This window comes from Ruegeria sp. K3, assembly GCF_056531845.1.
The window spans coordinates 119,711-134,543 of the sequence record NZ_JBQFMM010000009.1 but is presented as its reverse complement, the minus strand read 5'-3'; the positions used below and the strand labels follow the sequence as shown (position 1 = coordinate 134,543).

Annotated in this window: 15 protein-coding genes; 2 read left to right on the top strand and 13 right to left on the bottom strand. The window is 53.8% G+C overall.

Annotation, left to right across the window (positions count from 1 at the left end):
* Positions 1 to 8: 8 nt before the first annotated feature.
* From ACR0MP_RS16365 to ACR0MP_RS16345, 5 genes are read right to left on the bottom strand one after another with little or no spacing between them, the layout of a single operon-like run.
* Positions 9 to 1,298, bottom strand: a complete 1,290-nt coding sequence (locus ACR0MP_RS16365; protein WP_170398321.1) for a TRAP transporter large permease — start codon at positions 1,296 to 1,298, stop codon at positions 9 to 11.
* A complete protein-coding gene (locus ACR0MP_RS16360) occupies positions 1,299 to 1,886 on the bottom strand; it encodes a TRAP transporter small permease (protein ID WP_480887243.1) in 588 nt (195 codons plus the stop codon). It abuts the gene before it with no gap.
* Between the two features lie 53 nt (positions 1,887 to 1,939).
* A complete protein-coding gene (locus tag ACR0MP_RS16355; RefSeq protein WP_170408253.1) occupies positions 1,940 to 2,455 on the bottom strand; it encodes a flavin reductase family protein in 516 nt (171 codons plus the stop codon).
* Positions 2,455 to 3,345: an aldo/keto reductase gene (locus ACR0MP_RS16350; protein ID WP_480887245.1), complete on the bottom strand. Its 891-nt coding sequence runs from the start codon at positions 3,343 to 3,345 to the stop codon at positions 2,455 to 2,457. The genes ACR0MP_RS16355 and ACR0MP_RS16350 overlap by 1 nt, the downstream gene beginning before the upstream one ends.
* Positions 3,345 to 4,499, bottom strand: a complete 1,155-nt coding sequence (locus tag ACR0MP_RS16345; protein ID WP_170408176.1) for an LLM class flavin-dependent oxidoreductase — start codon at positions 4,497 to 4,499, stop codon at positions 3,345 to 3,347. The genes ACR0MP_RS16350 and ACR0MP_RS16345 overlap by 1 nt, the downstream gene beginning before the upstream one ends.
* 105 nt (positions 4,500 to 4,604) lie before the next feature.
* Between ACR0MP_RS16345 and ACR0MP_RS16340 the strand changes: the two genes are divergently transcribed.
* The gene (locus tag ACR0MP_RS16340) at positions 4,605 to 5,315 is read left to right on the top strand and encodes a GntR family transcriptional regulator (RefSeq protein WP_170408174.1); all 711 of its coding nucleotides are present in this window, start codon (positions 4,605 to 4,607) and stop codon (positions 5,313 to 5,315) included.
* Between the two features lie 12 nt (positions 5,316 to 5,327).
* The gene (locus ACR0MP_RS16335; protein ID WP_480887248.1) at positions 5,328 to 6,428 is read left to right on the top strand and encodes a Gfo/Idh/MocA family protein; all 1,101 of its coding nucleotides are present in this window, start codon (positions 5,328 to 5,330) and stop codon (positions 6,426 to 6,428) included.
* A 9-nt stretch (positions 6,429 to 6,437) separates the two neighbouring features.
* Here the strand turns inward: ACR0MP_RS16335 and ACR0MP_RS16330 are convergent, their stop codons facing one another.
* The 8 genes from ACR0MP_RS16330 to rfbF form a co-directional block, all read right to left on the bottom strand.
* On the bottom strand, positions 6,438 to 8,294 hold the full coding sequence (locus ACR0MP_RS16330) for an SLC13 family permease (protein WP_170398548.1): 1,857 nt from the start codon (positions 8,292 to 8,294) through the stop codon (positions 6,438 to 6,440).
* A gap of 131 nt (positions 8,295 to 8,425) precedes the next feature.
* The gene (locus ACR0MP_RS16325; protein WP_480887250.1) at positions 8,426 to 9,202 is read right to left on the bottom strand and encodes a cephalosporin hydroxylase family protein; all 777 of its coding nucleotides are present in this window, start codon (positions 9,200 to 9,202) and stop codon (positions 8,426 to 8,428) included.
* A gap of 1 nt (position 9,203) precedes the next feature.
* A complete protein-coding gene (locus ACR0MP_RS16320; protein ID WP_480887252.1) occupies positions 9,204 to 9,950 on the bottom strand; it encodes a formyltransferase family protein in 747 nt (248 codons plus the stop codon).
* The gene (locus tag ACR0MP_RS16315) at positions 9,941 to 11,068 is read right to left on the bottom strand and encodes a DegT/DnrJ/EryC1/StrS family aminotransferase (protein ID WP_480893829.1); all 1,128 of its coding nucleotides are present in this window, start codon (positions 11,066 to 11,068) and stop codon (positions 9,941 to 9,943) included. The genes ACR0MP_RS16320 and ACR0MP_RS16315 overlap by 10 nt, the downstream gene beginning before the upstream one ends.
* Positions 11,065 to 12,288 (bottom strand): class I SAM-dependent methyltransferase, encoded by a 1,224-nt coding sequence (locus ACR0MP_RS16310; protein ID WP_170408166.1) that lies wholly within the window; start codon positions 12,286 to 12,288, stop codon positions 11,065 to 11,067. Before ACR0MP_RS16310 ends, ACR0MP_RS16315 begins: the two co-directional genes overlap by 4 nt.
* Positions 12,285 to 12,833 (bottom strand): dTDP-4-dehydrorhamnose 3,5-epimerase, encoded by a 549-nt coding sequence (gene rfbC / locus ACR0MP_RS16305; RefSeq protein WP_170408164.1) that lies wholly within the window; start codon positions 12,831 to 12,833, stop codon positions 12,285 to 12,287. Before rfbC ends, ACR0MP_RS16310 begins: the two co-directional genes overlap by 4 nt.
* Positions 12,833 to 13,882 (bottom strand): CDP-glucose 4,6-dehydratase, encoded by a 1,050-nt coding sequence (rfbG, locus tag ACR0MP_RS16300; protein WP_480893836.1) that lies wholly within the window; start codon positions 13,880 to 13,882, stop codon positions 12,833 to 12,835. The genes rfbC and rfbG overlap by 1 nt, the downstream gene beginning before the upstream one ends.
* Positions 13,879 to 14,646 carry a glucose-1-phosphate cytidylyltransferase gene (gene rfbF / locus ACR0MP_RS16295; protein WP_170408162.1) on the bottom strand — a complete coding sequence of 256 codons (768 nt, stop codon included), beginning with the start codon at positions 14,644 to 14,646 and terminating at the stop codon, positions 13,879 to 13,881. The genes rfbG and rfbF overlap by 4 nt, the downstream gene beginning before the upstream one ends.
* Between the last annotated feature and the right edge of the window lie 187 nt (positions 14,647 to 14,833).

Genomic DNA, 14,833 nt, shown 5'->3' with positions numbered 1-14,833 from the left:
TACTCAGTTCAGTTTGCAAATCCCGTTATCCTCGGGATCGTCATGGATAGTGCGGGGATATAGGTGATCAAGAAGATCACGATGATTTCGACCGCCAGAAACGGCAGGATTGCCTTGGCGATGGTTTCAACCCGTTCCCGAGACACGGCGGCGGCTACGAACAGCACCAGCCCCATGGGCGGGGTGGCCAGACCGACGGTCAGGTTGACGCTCATGATAATGGCAAAATGGATCGGGTCTACACCGAGGCTGGTGAAGATCGGACCGAGGATCGGGCCAAGGATGATAATAGCGGGGCCTGCATCCAGGAACATTCCGACGATGAACAGCAGCAGGTTGATCAGGAACAGCAGGATCAGCGGGTTTTCCGACAGGCTGAGGATTAGCGAGGCCAGCTGCTCCGGCGCATGGCTAAGACTAACGACCGTCTTGAAGGCCATTGCTGCCCCGACCAACAACAGGACGACAGCTGAGGTCATACCTGCATTGCTGAGCACCTCGGGGACTTCTTTCCACGTCAATGTGCGCAGGACGAAGAAACCGATGATAAAGGCATACCCTACGGCGACAGCGGCCGCTTCGGTCGGGGTAAAGATGCCACCCAGTATTCCGCCCAAGATGATCACAGGGGTCATCAGTGGGAAGAACGCTTTTAGGCTGGCCTGACGGCGTTCTGGCCAAGTATATTTACGGCTGGCGACCGGGAAGTCGTATCGATCCGCCATAAGCTTGATCATGAGCATCAAACCGACACCGACCATGACCCCAGGCACGATGCCAGCGAGAAAGAGTGCAGCCACACTTTCACCCATGACATAGGCATAGATGATCATGATGCCCGAGGGCGGGATGATCGGCCCGATCACCGAACTGGCTGCCGTGATCGCGGCGGCAAATTTGCGGGTATAGCCTTGCTTCTCCATCGCCGGGATCAGCATTGACCCAAGCGCCGAAGTATCGGCGACAGCGGATCCTGAAAGGCCCGCGAACAGGATCGAGCTGAGGACGTTCACATGCGCAAGGCCGCCCCGCAGGTGGCCCATCAGGGCCTGGCTGAACTCCACAAGTCGGATGGTAATGCCGCCCCGGTTCATCAGTTCTCCGGCCAGCATGAAGAAAGGGATCGCCATCAGCGGGAAGCTATCCATACCGTTATAGACATTGCGATAGAGCAGCGTAATGTCGTTGGTCTGACCGCTGAGCCATAGCAGAATGCCGGGCGCTGCCAGCAGTGCGAAAAAGACCGGCAGGCCGATCAGCAGGAAAATCAGGAAGGTGGGCAGGAACCAAATCAGCATTTATTCAGCCCCCACCGCAGTTTCGGGAATTTCAGGCAAAAGATGTGCTCCGCCCAACATGGTTACTATCGACCGCAAGATCAGTTCGATATTGACCGAGATCAGCAAGATGATCCCAACCAGCAGCGAGGCCATCATCCAACTGCGCGGAATACGGTACCATTCATCGAACCCGAAAGAGGTAGGCAGGTACAACGCCGCAGTGGCGAACCGGCCACCAAAGCCCGTAACCTCAGACCAGCCGATATTGACCGCAACAAGCAGCACGGCCAGCGAGATCAGCAGCAGGAACAAATTGAGCGATTGACCAAGCACGCGCGGCAGGAAGCGCGCAAGCATATCGATGGCGACGAACCCTCCGCGACGGAAAGCTGTGGGGGCCATCAGGCCCGTCATCCAGAGCATGCAGAACCGGGCAGCCTCATCCGGCCATGGCAGTGCGTTACCCAAGACATATCGGAAGAACACCTGAATCAGGATCGCGATAACCATAACTGCAATCGCAACAACACCGACCGCGCGGCCCAGACGCAGCACGGTTTCGTTCACGAATGCAATCGGCGTCAACGCCGATGCCAGTCCGCCCATGCGGATCCTCCCACTGTCAGCTGCGGGTTTGACCCGCAGTCGTCATATCGCGCTTAGCTCTGCGCGAATTGGCCGAGTTTTCCGGCAAAGAACGTCAGCGCGTCTCCATCCGCCATGCTGACTTTCAGAACTTTGCCCACCACGATCACATGATCGCCTGCATCGTGATAAGCGTGCTGCTCGCATTCGAACCGGGCAAGACTGCCCGGCAACAACGGGGTGCCGTTTTCACAACGGTCATGTTCGATATCACGCAGCGCATGGGCGTCTTTTGAACAGCCAAAGCACAGCTCGGCCTGTTCAGCAGACAGAACATGCACACTGAAGTGACGCGCCGCGTGAAAATAGCGGAACCGGCGCGAATTGCGGTCGCCCGCCCACATCACCAGCGGCGGATCCAGCGACAGGGACGAAAAGCTGTTGGCGGTAATGCAGATTGGCCCATCCTCACTGTCGCAGGTCACGACAGTAACTCCGGTGGCAAAACGGCCAAAAGCATCGCGCAGGGTTCGCGTGTCGTCCTTATGCGGGACGAATGTATGGTTCATATCGCGCGAGATTGCGTTCATCATGGCACCTCATGTCCCAGCGCCGCCTCATACAGGCGGTACCAGCTTTCACGATCCAGCTTGACCTTCAACGCATCCGAGGCGCGTTTGATACGGCCCAGATTATTTGTGCCCAAAACCGGCAGGATGTTCACCGGATGCGCGAGCAGGAAGGCAACCGCAACGGCGGCGCGGTCCACCCCGAATTCCTCGGCTATCTCATCCGCAACAACACCAACCGGAGGGTTCCCGGCCATCAAAAGGCCCCCGCCAAGTGGGGACCACGCCATCAGCGGATGACCATGCTGCTGATGGAACGCCAGATCGCCGTTAGTGAACGGGCTGATCTCGCCCAGAGATATCTCGATCTGATTGGTGACCAACTTGGTTTTCATCGCCGACTGCAGCAAAGACCAGTCCCAAGGGCGGAAGTTGGACACACCAACCGCGCCGACCTTGCCACTGGCAACCACCTCATCCAGCGCTGCACCGGTTTCATGGTGATCCATCATTGGATCCGGGCGGTGGATCAGTAGCAAGTCGATGTGGTCGATCGCCATTTCCGACAGAGATGTATCGACCGATTTCAGAATATGCGCACGCGACGTGTCGTAATATTTGACCTTGGCCTCGGCATAACGCCCCATCGGCGCGACGATGTCACATTTGGTGACGATCTCCATTTTCTGGCGAAGGCTGGGATTGGTGCGCAAGGCATTGCCCAGAACGGCTTCGGCCGCGTATCCGCCATAAATGTCGGCCTGATCGAAGGTGGTGATGCCCTGATCCAGACAGGCCTGAATCTTGGCCTCAACATGCGCAGTCGAGGTGTCACTGTCATCACCCAAGCGCCACATGCCATAGACAAGACGGCTCATTTCCAGCGTGTCAGATAGTTTCACACGTTGCATCAGCGACGAACTCCGTTGCCCAGCGGGGTTGCCGGGATGGTTGCTGGCACGCGCCCGTAGGCTTCGGGAAGCGAGCAGGTTTTCAGGTTGGGCATCACGCGGGAGCCAAAATGCTTGGCCTCGTCCATGTGCGGATAGCCCGAAAAGATGAAGGCGCGAATGCCCATCTTATGATACTCTTCGATTTTAGACATAACTTGATCGGTCGAACCGACCAGCGCAGCACCACAGCCCGACCGTGCGCGTCCGACGCCGGTCCAAAGGCCGGGTTCGACATAGCCATACTCATCCGCCAGATCGCGGTTCTTGGATTGATGCGCCACACCCAATGATGTCGCGTCCAGTGCCCGCTCGCGGATCGCACGACCATATTCGTCATCCAGTTTCGAGACGATGTAGTCGGCGTACTCCTGTGCCTCAGCCTCGGTATCGCGAACAATCATGTGGACGCGCAGACCGTAGTCCAGAGTACGATTGTAATTCTCGGCAACCGCATGAACGGCTTTCATCCGCTCGGCCAACTGATCCTTTGTTTCCGGCCACATCAGGTAGACATCGCAATGCTCGCCGCACAGGTCCAAAGCAGACGGCGAGTAGCCGCCGAAATACAGCAGTGGGCCACCGGTCTGGTAAGGCCGAGCCGGGTCGGTGGTCAGGCCTGAAAAGTTATAGACCTCGCCCGCATGGTTGATTTCGTCCTGCGTCCAGGCCTGTTTCAGGATCTCGACCACTTCGCGCGAGCGTTGATATCGGAAAGCGCTATCGGCTTTTTCACCGGGAAAATCGGACGAGATGATATTGACCGTCAACCGCCCCTTAAGCATGTGGTCCAGCGTCGCGATGGTACGGGCCAGCATGATGGGCTGCATTTCGCCACAGCGCACGGCGGCCAGCAGGTTGATGTTTTCGGTAATCGGCGCGCAACCTGCAACAAAGCTCAGGGTGTCCTGTCCGACCTGATAAGACGATGGGCACAGGATGTTGCGAAAGCCTTGCGCCTCGGCCTCTTTCACGATGCCTGAACAATGCTCCCAGCTGGATCGCAGTTCACCATCGGGCACACCCAGAAACTGGTAGTCATCCGAGCAAAGCGCTGCAAACCACGAAACCTCGGCCGCATCCAGGTCGGGGGATGTGATGGGGACGATGGTCATTTGATTCACGCTCCGTACATCTTTGACTTTCCTCTTGCGTAGCAAGCGCATTGATGTAGATCAATAGTGTATCAATTTTTCCTGCGACCGAGTGAAGCGCCCTCAATGTCCGCCAACAGCCGCAATCCAAATGCCCTGCCGATCTATGTCCAGATCTCAGAGCTTCTGATCCGCGATATAGCTGCGGGCCGTCTGATTGATGGTGAACGTCTTCCGCCTGAACGGGACATGGCTTCGAACCTCAATGTCTCGGTCGGGACCTTGCGAAAATCGCTCGCCGAGCTTGAGAAAAAAGGCATGTTGGAGCGTATTCAGGGTTCGGGCAATTACATTCGTGAGACCGGAACGCAGAACAGCGTCTATGCCATGTTCCGGCTGGAACTGCCCGAAGGCGGCGGGTTACCGCGTGCAGACATCCTGTCGGTTGATCATCTCAAGAAGCCTGCGAAACTGCCGAAGTTCGGCCTGTCTGATAGCGGTTCGCGTGTACGCCGGATGCGTTATCTGAATGACACAATCATCGCGGTCGAAGAAATCTGGCTGGACGAATCAGCCGGGACCATCGACCAGAACCTGCTGTCCGACTCGCTTTATCGCTATTACCAGCAACAGCTTGGCTTCTGGATCACACGGGCAGAGGATCGCGTTTCTGTCAGTGCCCTGCCCGACTGGACTCCTGAAGGCTTCACCAAACCTGCGGGCCAAGCCGCAGGGTATATCGAACGGTTCAGTTGGTCTGAGAAAGCTGATCCTATCGAGTTTTCAAAAACATGGTTTGATCCAGATCGAGCCACATACGTTCAACGCCTGAAATAAAAGGAACTGCGCATGACCTGGACCACCAACTACGGGCTGATCGGATGCGGTATGATGGGGCAGGAACACCTGCACAACATTGCTCTGCTTGAGGGCACACGAGTCGCCGCAATCTTCGAACCCGACCCGGAGATGGCGCATAAGGCGCAGGCGATTGAACCCGACGCGCAGATGGTGTCTTCCCTACAGGACCTTCTGGCAGTCAATGATCTGGACTGTCTGGTCATCGCCAGCCCCAACCACCTGCATGTTGATCAACTGGCCGAGATTGCGAAAACCCGCCCACTGCCACTGTTGATCGAGAAACCGTTGTTCACTGATCCCACCGATCTTGCACGGCTTGAGGAGTTGGAACGCAGTTTTCCGCACCCGATCTGGGTCGCAATGGAATATCGCTATATGCCCCCGATCACGGCGCTGATCGATGAAGCAGCGACCGCAGGTGGTGGGATCAAGATGCTCACGATCCGCGAACACCGCTTTCCGTTTCTCGAAAAGGTCGGCAATTGGAACCGGTTCAACCGTAACACTGGCGGTACATTCGTCGAAAAATGTTGCCACTTCTTCGACCTCATGCGCCTGATCCTGCAATCAGACCCGGTTCGTGTTTCCGCAAGCGGAGGCCAAGCTGTCAATCATTTGGACGAAGTTTATGACGGCGATACTCCAGATATTCTGGACCACGGCTATGTCATTGTCGATTTTGCTTCGGGCGCGCGCGCGATGCTCGAGCTTTGCATGTTTGCCGAGGGTTCGCGGTATCAAGAAGAAATCTCGGCCATTGGGCGCGATACCAAAATCGAAGCGCTTGTGCCCGGCCCGGGCCGCTTCTGGCCCGAACATCTGGGCGACGCGCCTGTACCACAGCTGATCATCAGCCCTCGCGCACCGAAAGGTCCAATCCAGCGCGACATCCCCGTTGATCCCGAGTTGCTGGCGGCTGGCGACCACAATGGCTCGACTTATTACCAGCACAAAGGCTTTCTGGAGCTGGTCAGGGGCGAGCGCGCCAAACCCGAGGTCTCACTGCGTGATGGGATTTGGGCCGTGCGTATCGGCCTTGCCGCACAACAGGCGTCAGAGCAGGGCCAAACGATCAGCCTAGCTGGGTAATTAACAGGGTCAGAAAATCACATTCAGCATCAACAGTGAGACGATCAAGAAGATGATCGTCATGATCCCGCCCGAACGGACGAAATCGGTCACTTTGTACCCAGCTGGCCCCATGATCAGCGCATTTACCTGATGGGTCGGGATAATGAAACTGTTCGAGGTCGAAATCGCGACGGTTAATGCAAAGACCGCCGGGTTGGCACCCGCCGCAACCGCAATTGAAACCGCAAGGGGCACCAACAGAACCGTCGCGCCGACGTTTGACATGACCAGAGAAAATGCCGTCGCCAGAATGGCGACGCCCGCCTGTAGCGCCCAATTCGGCCATCCATCCAAGATGATCATGATCTGTTGCGCAATCCATGCCGCAGTCCCGGTATTCTGCACCGCCTGACCCAACGGGATCAGACACGCCAGCAGAAAGACCGTGTTCCATCCAACTGCTCGATACGCCTCGTCAACACTGAGCACCCGGGTCAACATCATTCCTGCGGCTCCGGTCAGCAAACAGAGCGACAACCGCACATCCGTGAACAGGATCAGCGACAATGAGATCAAGAAGAACAAGAGCGCCCAGCCTACCTTTTGCGGGCGCAATTCGTCCTGCGGGAAATCAGACGTGACCACAACAAAATCCGGATCACGCTTTATCCGCATCAGGTTGTCCCAGCGGGTATGAGCAACCAACATGTCGCCAGCCTTGAACTTCTCAAGCCCGATCTGGGTGGATTCATGCGTCTCAGTCTCGACATGACTCAGCGTCTCTTCACCCCTGTGGATGGCGAGCAAAGACATTCCGTAGGTTTTACGGAACAGCAATTCGCGAGGGCATTTGCCGATCAGCTTGCTGTCAGGCGTCACGACCACCTCTGCGACCCCAGCATTCGTGGGTGCGAACTCTTCGACAAACACATCCAGATCAGGCAGCACCGTCAGCCCATACTTTTCGGCAAACTCTTCGACAACCCAGCGCCGACCCACAATCGCCAATCGACAAGGTGCAGCAATCTCGGCTGTTAGCACCTGAACCATCGAGGTCTTGCCACGGTAAAAGGTCGAGATGATATAGAGATGATTTTCAAAGTTGATGTCGGCCAGTATCTGCCCGACCAGCGGGCTGTCGGCCGGAACCACAACCTCGAACACATCGGCCTTCAGCCCGTAGACCCGCTGAAGATATTCCTGAGTCCCGCGCCCGGTACCCGTACTCTCCGACCCTGAATCGCCCGGCAGCACCCAACGTCCCAGCAGCAGGAAATATGCGATCCCCGTCAGGATCAGCACCGCACCGATGGGGGTAACGGAAAACAATCCAAAGGGTTCCATCTTCTGGGCTTCGGGCAGCCCTTCGTTTGCAGTTTGGATCAGGTCATTCAACAGAATAAGCGGCGAGGACCCGACCATCGTCATTGTCCCCCCCAGAATGGCACAAAACCCCATGGGCATAAGCAAACGTGACAACGGAATACCCGATCGCGATGAGATACGGCTAACCACCGGTAGGAACAACGCCGCCGCCCCGACATTTTGCATGAATGATGAGATAACACCGACTGTGCCCGAAACGATCGGCAGCACTCGGTTTTCAGACTTACCACCATATTTCAAAATGACGGACGCGACCTTGTTCATTAGGCCCGTTTTATCCAAACCCGCACCTACGATCATGACCGCAATGATCGAAATCACGGCATTGGACGCAAACCCGTCAAACAGATGAGGAACATTTGCCAGATTTTCGAGACCCGGTGCATAACTCAGCAGACCCACAATGACCAACACCAGGATGGCCGAAAGATCGATCCTTACAATCTCGGACACAAACAAGAACACCGTGAAGGCCAAAAGCGCCGAGACCACACCCATTTCGTATGTAAACGCCAATTGCTCCACTGGGATCACCTGGTTCCAAAAGCAAATCTAATAGGCACTTCTAGGCAATCAGCGCGGGCCTGTCATGGACTTTGTCTGTTTGGTCGAAATCCACCGTGACAAAACTACCGGCGTCGTAAGAAGCCGTCCGGTGCCACCGAAATTTGCAGCTTGTGATCGATACTCTTGTCGATCTCGAAACCAGGATTGACTTTCAACCAATCATGAACTGCAGTCTTTGGGTTGTCTCCAGGTCCCCATGGACGATCAGTGAACTTAGTGGGAGGCATATCCTCAACGATTGTATCGAACACAATGCAATAGCTACCCGAAGAAACAAGCGGGGCATACGCATTTAACTCGGCAAGCACATGATCGTGTGTATGATTGCTGTCGAGACAAACAAGTACCTTTTGGTAATCTTCAGCAGCAGTTCGAACCTGGTCCACAATGTCTTCGTCAATAGATGAGCCTTGAATCATCTCGATTCTGGAGGCCATCGGATGCTCTTCTATGGCTGCACGATTGTGGGCGCGAATATCAATGTCAATGCCAAGCACTTTGCGTTTGGGACTAGCGGGGTCAAGCGTCTTGCCCGCTTCTACGGCGTCGCAATACTCTAACATCGCGAGAAGTGAGGCCGAGTAAATCAGTGATCCGCCATGTGCGATGCCCGTCTCGATAATCAGATCAGGCCTGACGTTCCAGACGATTTCCTGCAAGGCAACAATGTCCTGAGGATATTGGATTATCGGTCTGCCAAACCAATCAAAGTGATAGGAGTATTTATGCGAGTTCGCTTGCTCGAACCATTGCCTGGTAAGGTCCGAGAAGTCGGTATCTGCGCCTGCCCTGGCGATTTCTATTTCACATTCTAATTTGAATTTTTTGTGTGGATCCATGTTACTTTCTCGTTATTTCAATTCGAACCTCGAAGGCTTCGTCCCCGTCTTGGAAACTGCAAGCTGGATGTCCAGGAAAGGTTCGGGCTCGTAGAAGATTCAAAAGGGCCCGAGTGGTTGTTGTTTCATTTAGATCAAGCTTACTCGCTGGTTCTAGTTCCGAAGCGAGGTGAAATGAGCCCACATTTCGTTCTTGTTCGATTGCAGGTAGCTGACCAGCACGAACTGCTTCCCAAGATCTGCAAACCAGACCGACCATTTCAACTTGGGCCTTTTCATAGAGCGTACCGCCGGTATCGGTCCACCCATATGGTATTGACGATTGAGCAATGATTGGACCGTCATCAATTCCGGGAGTGACTCCGTGCAAAGAAACTCCGAAGGGTGCTTCTTCCACGATTGCCCAGAAATTGTAGTGCTTTCCTCTGTTGTACGGCAGAAAGCTAGGATGAGTATTCAGGAATCCCCTACGGGCCCTAGACAGCAAATTTCCACTTACCAAATGCGGCCACCATGCCAAAAGACCGAGATCGAACTCATCAGCTCCAAGCCACTCTAGTAGCTCGTCCTCGCCTAGGAAGGTGGTAGTGTTGATTCCACAACTACTTGCAACATTAGAGATTTTGTTTTTATCGGTCGTGATAATAGCGGCAATGTCGTCGAGGTAATATCGAGTTAAGTGCTTGGCGATACGATACCCTACCTCGCCATCGGCCATCAAAAGAGTTTTGCAGGTTGCTAGTTCCATTGTGTACCCGAGCACTGGATGGTTCTAGAGATCACACTAACGACTCTCTCAATCTGCTCATGGTTTATATCGTGATAGCTCGGCAAATTTATCGCACGGCAAGGGATATCCCATGCATGAATATTCTCAGAACAATCTGAGAACATTTCAAGCGAACTCAGGGGCCAGAAAAACACCCGAGCATCAATGTTGGCTTCAGCAAACGCGGCCTGCAATATCTCGCGAGTGACCCCAGTTTCTTTTGTAAAAACGACAGTCGGCATCCATGCGCCATTTATGCCATCGGATGGTTCTGGATTTAGTGAAATGCCTGTTTCATTTATTAACCTTGTCTTGTAGCCCGCCAGAATTTCCTTCTTTCGCGCCGTAAGCTCGTCGATGCGCTGAAGCTGGGCACAACCGATCGCTGCCTGAATATTGGACATCTTATACTTGAAGCCAATCATATCGGCCCAGAACTGGCGGCTTTGCCCTCGCACGCGCCCATGATTAGACAGCGTCAGAACCTTTTCGAACAGCTTTGTGTCATTGGTTGCGAATAACCCGCCCTCGCCGGTTGTCAGGGTCTTGGTGCCATGGAATGAGAACGTGGAAAACAAACCCATCGAACCAGCTTTTTTTTCCAACCACTCCGATCCGATCGCCTCTGCTGCATCTTCGATCACTGGAATTCCATAACGCTCACCAAGCGCCAACAAGGCCGTCATGTCTGCCAGATTACCATAAAGATGCGTCGCGATAATGGCTCTAGTACGAGGGGTAATTGCCGCATCAGCCCGTTCAGGATCGATGCACCATGTGACCGGGTCAATATCAACGAAGACCGGGCTTGCACCCAGATGCTTCACTGGAGCCACTGTGGCAATCCAATTGGTGTCGGCCAGAATTACTTCGTCGCCAGGTCCAATACCTAGCGCAGCAAGGCCCATATGCATCGCACCCGTACAGCTAGAGGTGGCGATGGTGTGTTCCACACCAAGATATTTCCCAAACTCGTTTTCGAACCGATCAATGTACTCATAGCATTGGGCACCCCATCCATGCCGCGCTGCATCTGCAGCGTATTCGACCTCAAGTTCAGTAATTGATGGCTTTGTATATGGTATCCGATTGGTCATCTGATGCATAACTCAGGCACAAATGTCACGAAGGCTGAACCTGCATCAGCCAAATCCGCCAACTGAGCGGTAATTTCACCCGCGATATTCCATGGCAGTATTAAGATGTAGTCAGGCCGGCTGTCGTTCAGCTCTTGGGGCGGGCGGATGGGAATATGGCTACCCGGCAGGAACTTGCCTTGCTTGGATGGAGCCGCGTCCGATACGAATTGAATCAGGTCTCTGCCGACGCCTGCAAAGTTAAGCAACGTATTGCCTTTTGCGGCCGCTCCATACGCGCTGACGGTCTTGCCGCTACGCTTGGCCTCCAGTAGGAAAGAAAGTGCCATGTCCTTAACCGTTTCTACGCGAGATTGGAAAGCAATGTATGGTTCCTGGGTCTCTAGACCCGCGGCTTGTTCCTTAGCCAAAACGCTTGCAACCGAGTCGGTTAGAAGATGTGACGCATCATGCAAACATCCGTATACTCGCAGGCTGCCACCGTGGGTTGGGAGTTCTTCGACATCGAAGATACGCAATCCCGCCATTTCAAAAATCCGCCGCGCCGCGCCTAACGAAAGATACGAGAAGTGCTCATGATACACAGTATCAAATTGACATTCATCTAGAAGCCGGAGCAAATGAGGGAATTCCAGAGTAACAACACCCTCTGAATTCAACACTGTTGCCAACCCAAGAGCAAAGTCATTGATGTCGGGCACATGTGCAAATACATTGTTGCCGCACACAAGATCAGCCTTGTGGCCTTGGGCTACCAGTTGCTGCGCCAGCGTTTCACCGAAGAAGGCCCGCATTACTGGAATGCCAATGCGTTCCGCAACTTCTGCCGTGGCATCAGTAGGCTCGATACCCAGGCAAGGTATTCCTGCCTGCACGAAATTCTTCAGCAAGTAACCATCGTTGGAGGCAACTTCGATCACATAAGAGTCAGCACCCAGATTTAGCCTTTGGGTGATTGTGCTTGCATACTCAGCGGCATGCGAAACCCAGGACTGTGAAGTCGATGAAAAATATGCGTAATCCGCGCGAAAAATCTCATCTGCTCTGGCGTAATCTTCTGTTTGGACCAGCCAACACTGTTCACACACACGTAACCGCAAAGGAAAGGTGACTTCAGGTGCATGCAGATCGGCCTGCGTAAGATAGGCATTGGAAGGTGGTGCAAACCCGAGGTCAAGAAAGGCCGGGCCGAGCGGATGATAGCAGTGACGGCATTTCATGACTCTAGCGGCTCCAGTTCGGCAAGTAGTGGCAGAGCACGATCTCTAGGTGAGATCACAGTTTTTGACAACGGCCAGCCGATACCAATCTCAGGATCGTCGAAATGGACTCCACCGCTGTACTCAGGACTGAAGGGAATCGAGTGCAAGTACACCATCTCGACATCATCTGTCATGGTCTGGAAACCATGGGCAAATCCCTCCGGAATGTACAACGCAACGCGGTTGTCTGCGCTGAGCTCCTGAGCGATCCAATGTCCAAAGGTCTCTGATCCGGATCTCAAATCAACGGCAACATCAAAAATCGCGCCCTGCACGACGCGCACAACCTTTGCCTCTGCAGCCGGGGCTCGTTGAAAGTGAAGCCCCCTGATTGTGCCCATATGCCGAGTATAAGAAGTGTTAATCTGTGCGATTTCCGAGAACAAGTGTCGCGACTGAAACTCTTCGCTACAAAAAGAACGCGCAAAAAAACCGCGATCATCCTCAATACGATTTAAGTCGATACGCAGCACATCACTGATCATCATCGGTTCGAATTTCATCACTCGGCCTTTTCGAACTCTTCAATATCAGCATCTACTAGGGTTTTTGCATCGACGCCTGAGCTGAATTGCCGATACCAATCGACTGTGCGGGTTACTGCCTGGTCAAAGTTCCAGCGAGGCGCCCACCCCAGCAGGGAATTCGCCTTGTCTATTGACAGTGTCAAGCGGCCAGCCTCGTGTGGTGCATTTGTTTCGCTTTGATATCTGACCTCACCCGGCCAAGCGTTCAAGCTGGTTGATACCAAATCTTGAACGGGACGTTGATCGGAAACCACAGGACCGAAATTAAAGGCAGTTTCCAAATCACTACGACCATCAAGCAAACCATCAGCCAGATCCATGTATCCCTTCAAAGGTTCCAGAACATGCTGCCAAGGTCTTATCGCGTGCCGGTTGCGCACGACCAAAGCTTGACCATCTCCAAACGCGCGGGCCAAATCGGGCAAGATGCGGTCTTCGGCCCAATCCCCGCCACCAATTACGTTACCCGCTCTGGCCGTCGCAACTCGAACTGGCGAACCCGAAAAAAACGATGATCGGTAGCTTGCAATAGCAATTTCCGCTGCCGCTTTACTGGCGCTATAAGCATCATGACCACCAAGCTGGTCATCCTCGAAGTAGGGCGCATTCTGTTCAAGATTCTTATAAACTTTGTCGGTAGTGACGATCACGACCGCAGTGGGCTTGTCTCTCTCTCGCAAGGCATCAAGAACGTTCACCGTCCCCATCACATTAACATCCATCGTGCCTTGCGGCTCGCGATAGGATCGGCGGACAAGTGATTGGGCTGCGAGGTGAAACACAATGTCGGGATCAGCATCGGCAACACGTGCGTTGACATTCGCCGAATTGCGGATATCGCAAATCGAGTGATCCATACGCTCGGCCAACTCGAGCTCATCAAAAAGACAGGGTGAATCTTCGGGCGCCAATGAAAGACCAAAGACTTTGGCACCGCGCGATAGCAGCCAATGCGACAACCAGGCGCCTTTGAATCCTGTGTGTCCCGTGAGCAGGACACGGCGTCCCTTCCAGTCGGTCGTCACCTCCAGACTCTCCACGGCGGCTTCCCACTAGCCCAAAGATCTTCCAGAAAGTTCTTGTCTCTCAGCGTATCCATAGCCGACCAGAAACCATTATGTTTATAGACTGCCAGTTGTTTGTCAGCCGCCAGCGCCTCCATTGGTTCACGCTCCCAAAGCGTGTCATCACCGTCAATACGATCCAGAACGGACGGCTCACATACGAAGAAACCACCAGATACCCATTGTCCGTCACCTTTCGGTTTCTCTAAGAAACTTTTGACCCGCGCACCTTCGACCTGAATTGAGCCGAAGCGTCCGGCCGGTTGAACAGCGGTCACGGTCGCCTCCACACCTTCTGCCTCGTGGAATGCTATAAGTTCGCTGATATCAATGTCGCTAACCCCATCTCCGTAAGTAAGCAGGAACCGATCGTCCAGATGCTCGCGCACACGCACGATTCTTCCACCCGTTTGTGTCATCTCTCCCGTATCAACAAGTGTGACACGCCAAGGTTCCGCATGGCGTTGATGTACCTCCATTCGATTTTCCTGAATATCGATCGTGATGTCTGACATATGCAGAAAATAATTTGCGAAATACTCTTTGATTATGAATCCCTTGTAGCCGCAACATATTACGAAGTCGGTTATCCCATAAGCTCCGTAAATCTTCATTATGTGCCACAGTAGTGGACGGCCACCGATCTCAATCATCGGTTTAGGCTTCAAGTGAGATTCCTCACTAATCCGGGTACCGAGTCCACCGGCAAGCAAAACAGCTTTCATCTAGTTCCTAAGACCTTCTGTAATTTTGCTATGATGCGCTGACTTGCGCAAAGATATACCACCTAGCCACCCTATGCTTCCCTAAAACCGCATAGCTTTATACCCAGTATTCATCCAGTAGCGGCGCACTGTTCGATCGCCTAAGCCTAACCCCACAATCACATCTTTTTACTACAAGCGAGACGAG

Coding starts and splice junctions, on each gene's coding strand:
- ACR0MP_RS16355 (WP_170408253.1), bottom strand. CDS start 2,455: ATGAACGCAATCTCGCGCGATATGAACCATACATTCGTCCCGCATAAG.
- ACR0MP_RS16310 (WP_170408166.1), bottom strand. CDS start 12,288: ATGAAATGCCGTCACTGCTATCATCCGCTCGGCCCGGCCTTTCTTGAC.
- ACR0MP_RS16315 (WP_480893829.1), bottom strand. CDS start 11,068: ATGACCAATCGGATACCATATACAAAGCCATCAATTACTGAACTTGAG.
- ACR0MP_RS16325 (WP_480887250.1), bottom strand. CDS start 9,202: ATGGATCCACACAAAAAATTCAAATTAGAATGTGAAATAGAAATCGCC.
- rfbC (WP_170408164.1), bottom strand. CDS start 12,833: ATGAAATTCGAACCGATGATGATCAGTGATGTGCTGCGTATCGACTTA.
- ACR0MP_RS16330 (WP_170398548.1), bottom strand. CDS start 8,294: ATGGGTGTGGTCTCGGCGCTTTTGGCCTTCACGGTGTTCTTGTTTGTG.
- ACR0MP_RS16320 (WP_480887252.1), bottom strand. CDS start 9,950: ATGGAACTAGCAACCTGCAAAACTCTTTTGATGGCCGATGGCGAGGTA.
- ACR0MP_RS16335 (WP_480887248.1), top strand. CDS start 5,328: ATGACCTGGACCACCAACTACGGGCTGATCGGATGCGGTATGATGGGG.
- ACR0MP_RS16340 (WP_170408174.1), top strand. CDS start 4,605: ATGTCCGCCAACAGCCGCAATCCAAATGCCCTGCCGATCTATGTCCAG.
- ACR0MP_RS16360 (WP_480887243.1), bottom strand. CDS start 1,886: ATGGGCGGACTGGCATCGGCGTTGACGCCGATTGCATTCGTGAACGAA.
- ACR0MP_RS16345 (WP_170408176.1), bottom strand. CDS start 4,499: ATGACCATCGTCCCCATCACATCCCCCGACCTGGATGCGGCCGAGGTT.
- ACR0MP_RS16365 (WP_170398321.1), bottom strand. CDS start 1,298: ATGCTGATTTGGTTCCTGCCCACCTTCCTGATTTTCCTGCTGATCGGC.
- ACR0MP_RS16350 (WP_480887245.1), bottom strand. CDS start 3,345: ATGCAACGTGTGAAACTATCTGACACGCTGGAAATGAGCCGTCTTGTC.
- rfbF (WP_170408162.1), bottom strand. CDS start 14,646: ATGAAAGCTGTTTTGCTTGCCGGTGGACTCGGTACCCGGATTAGTGAG.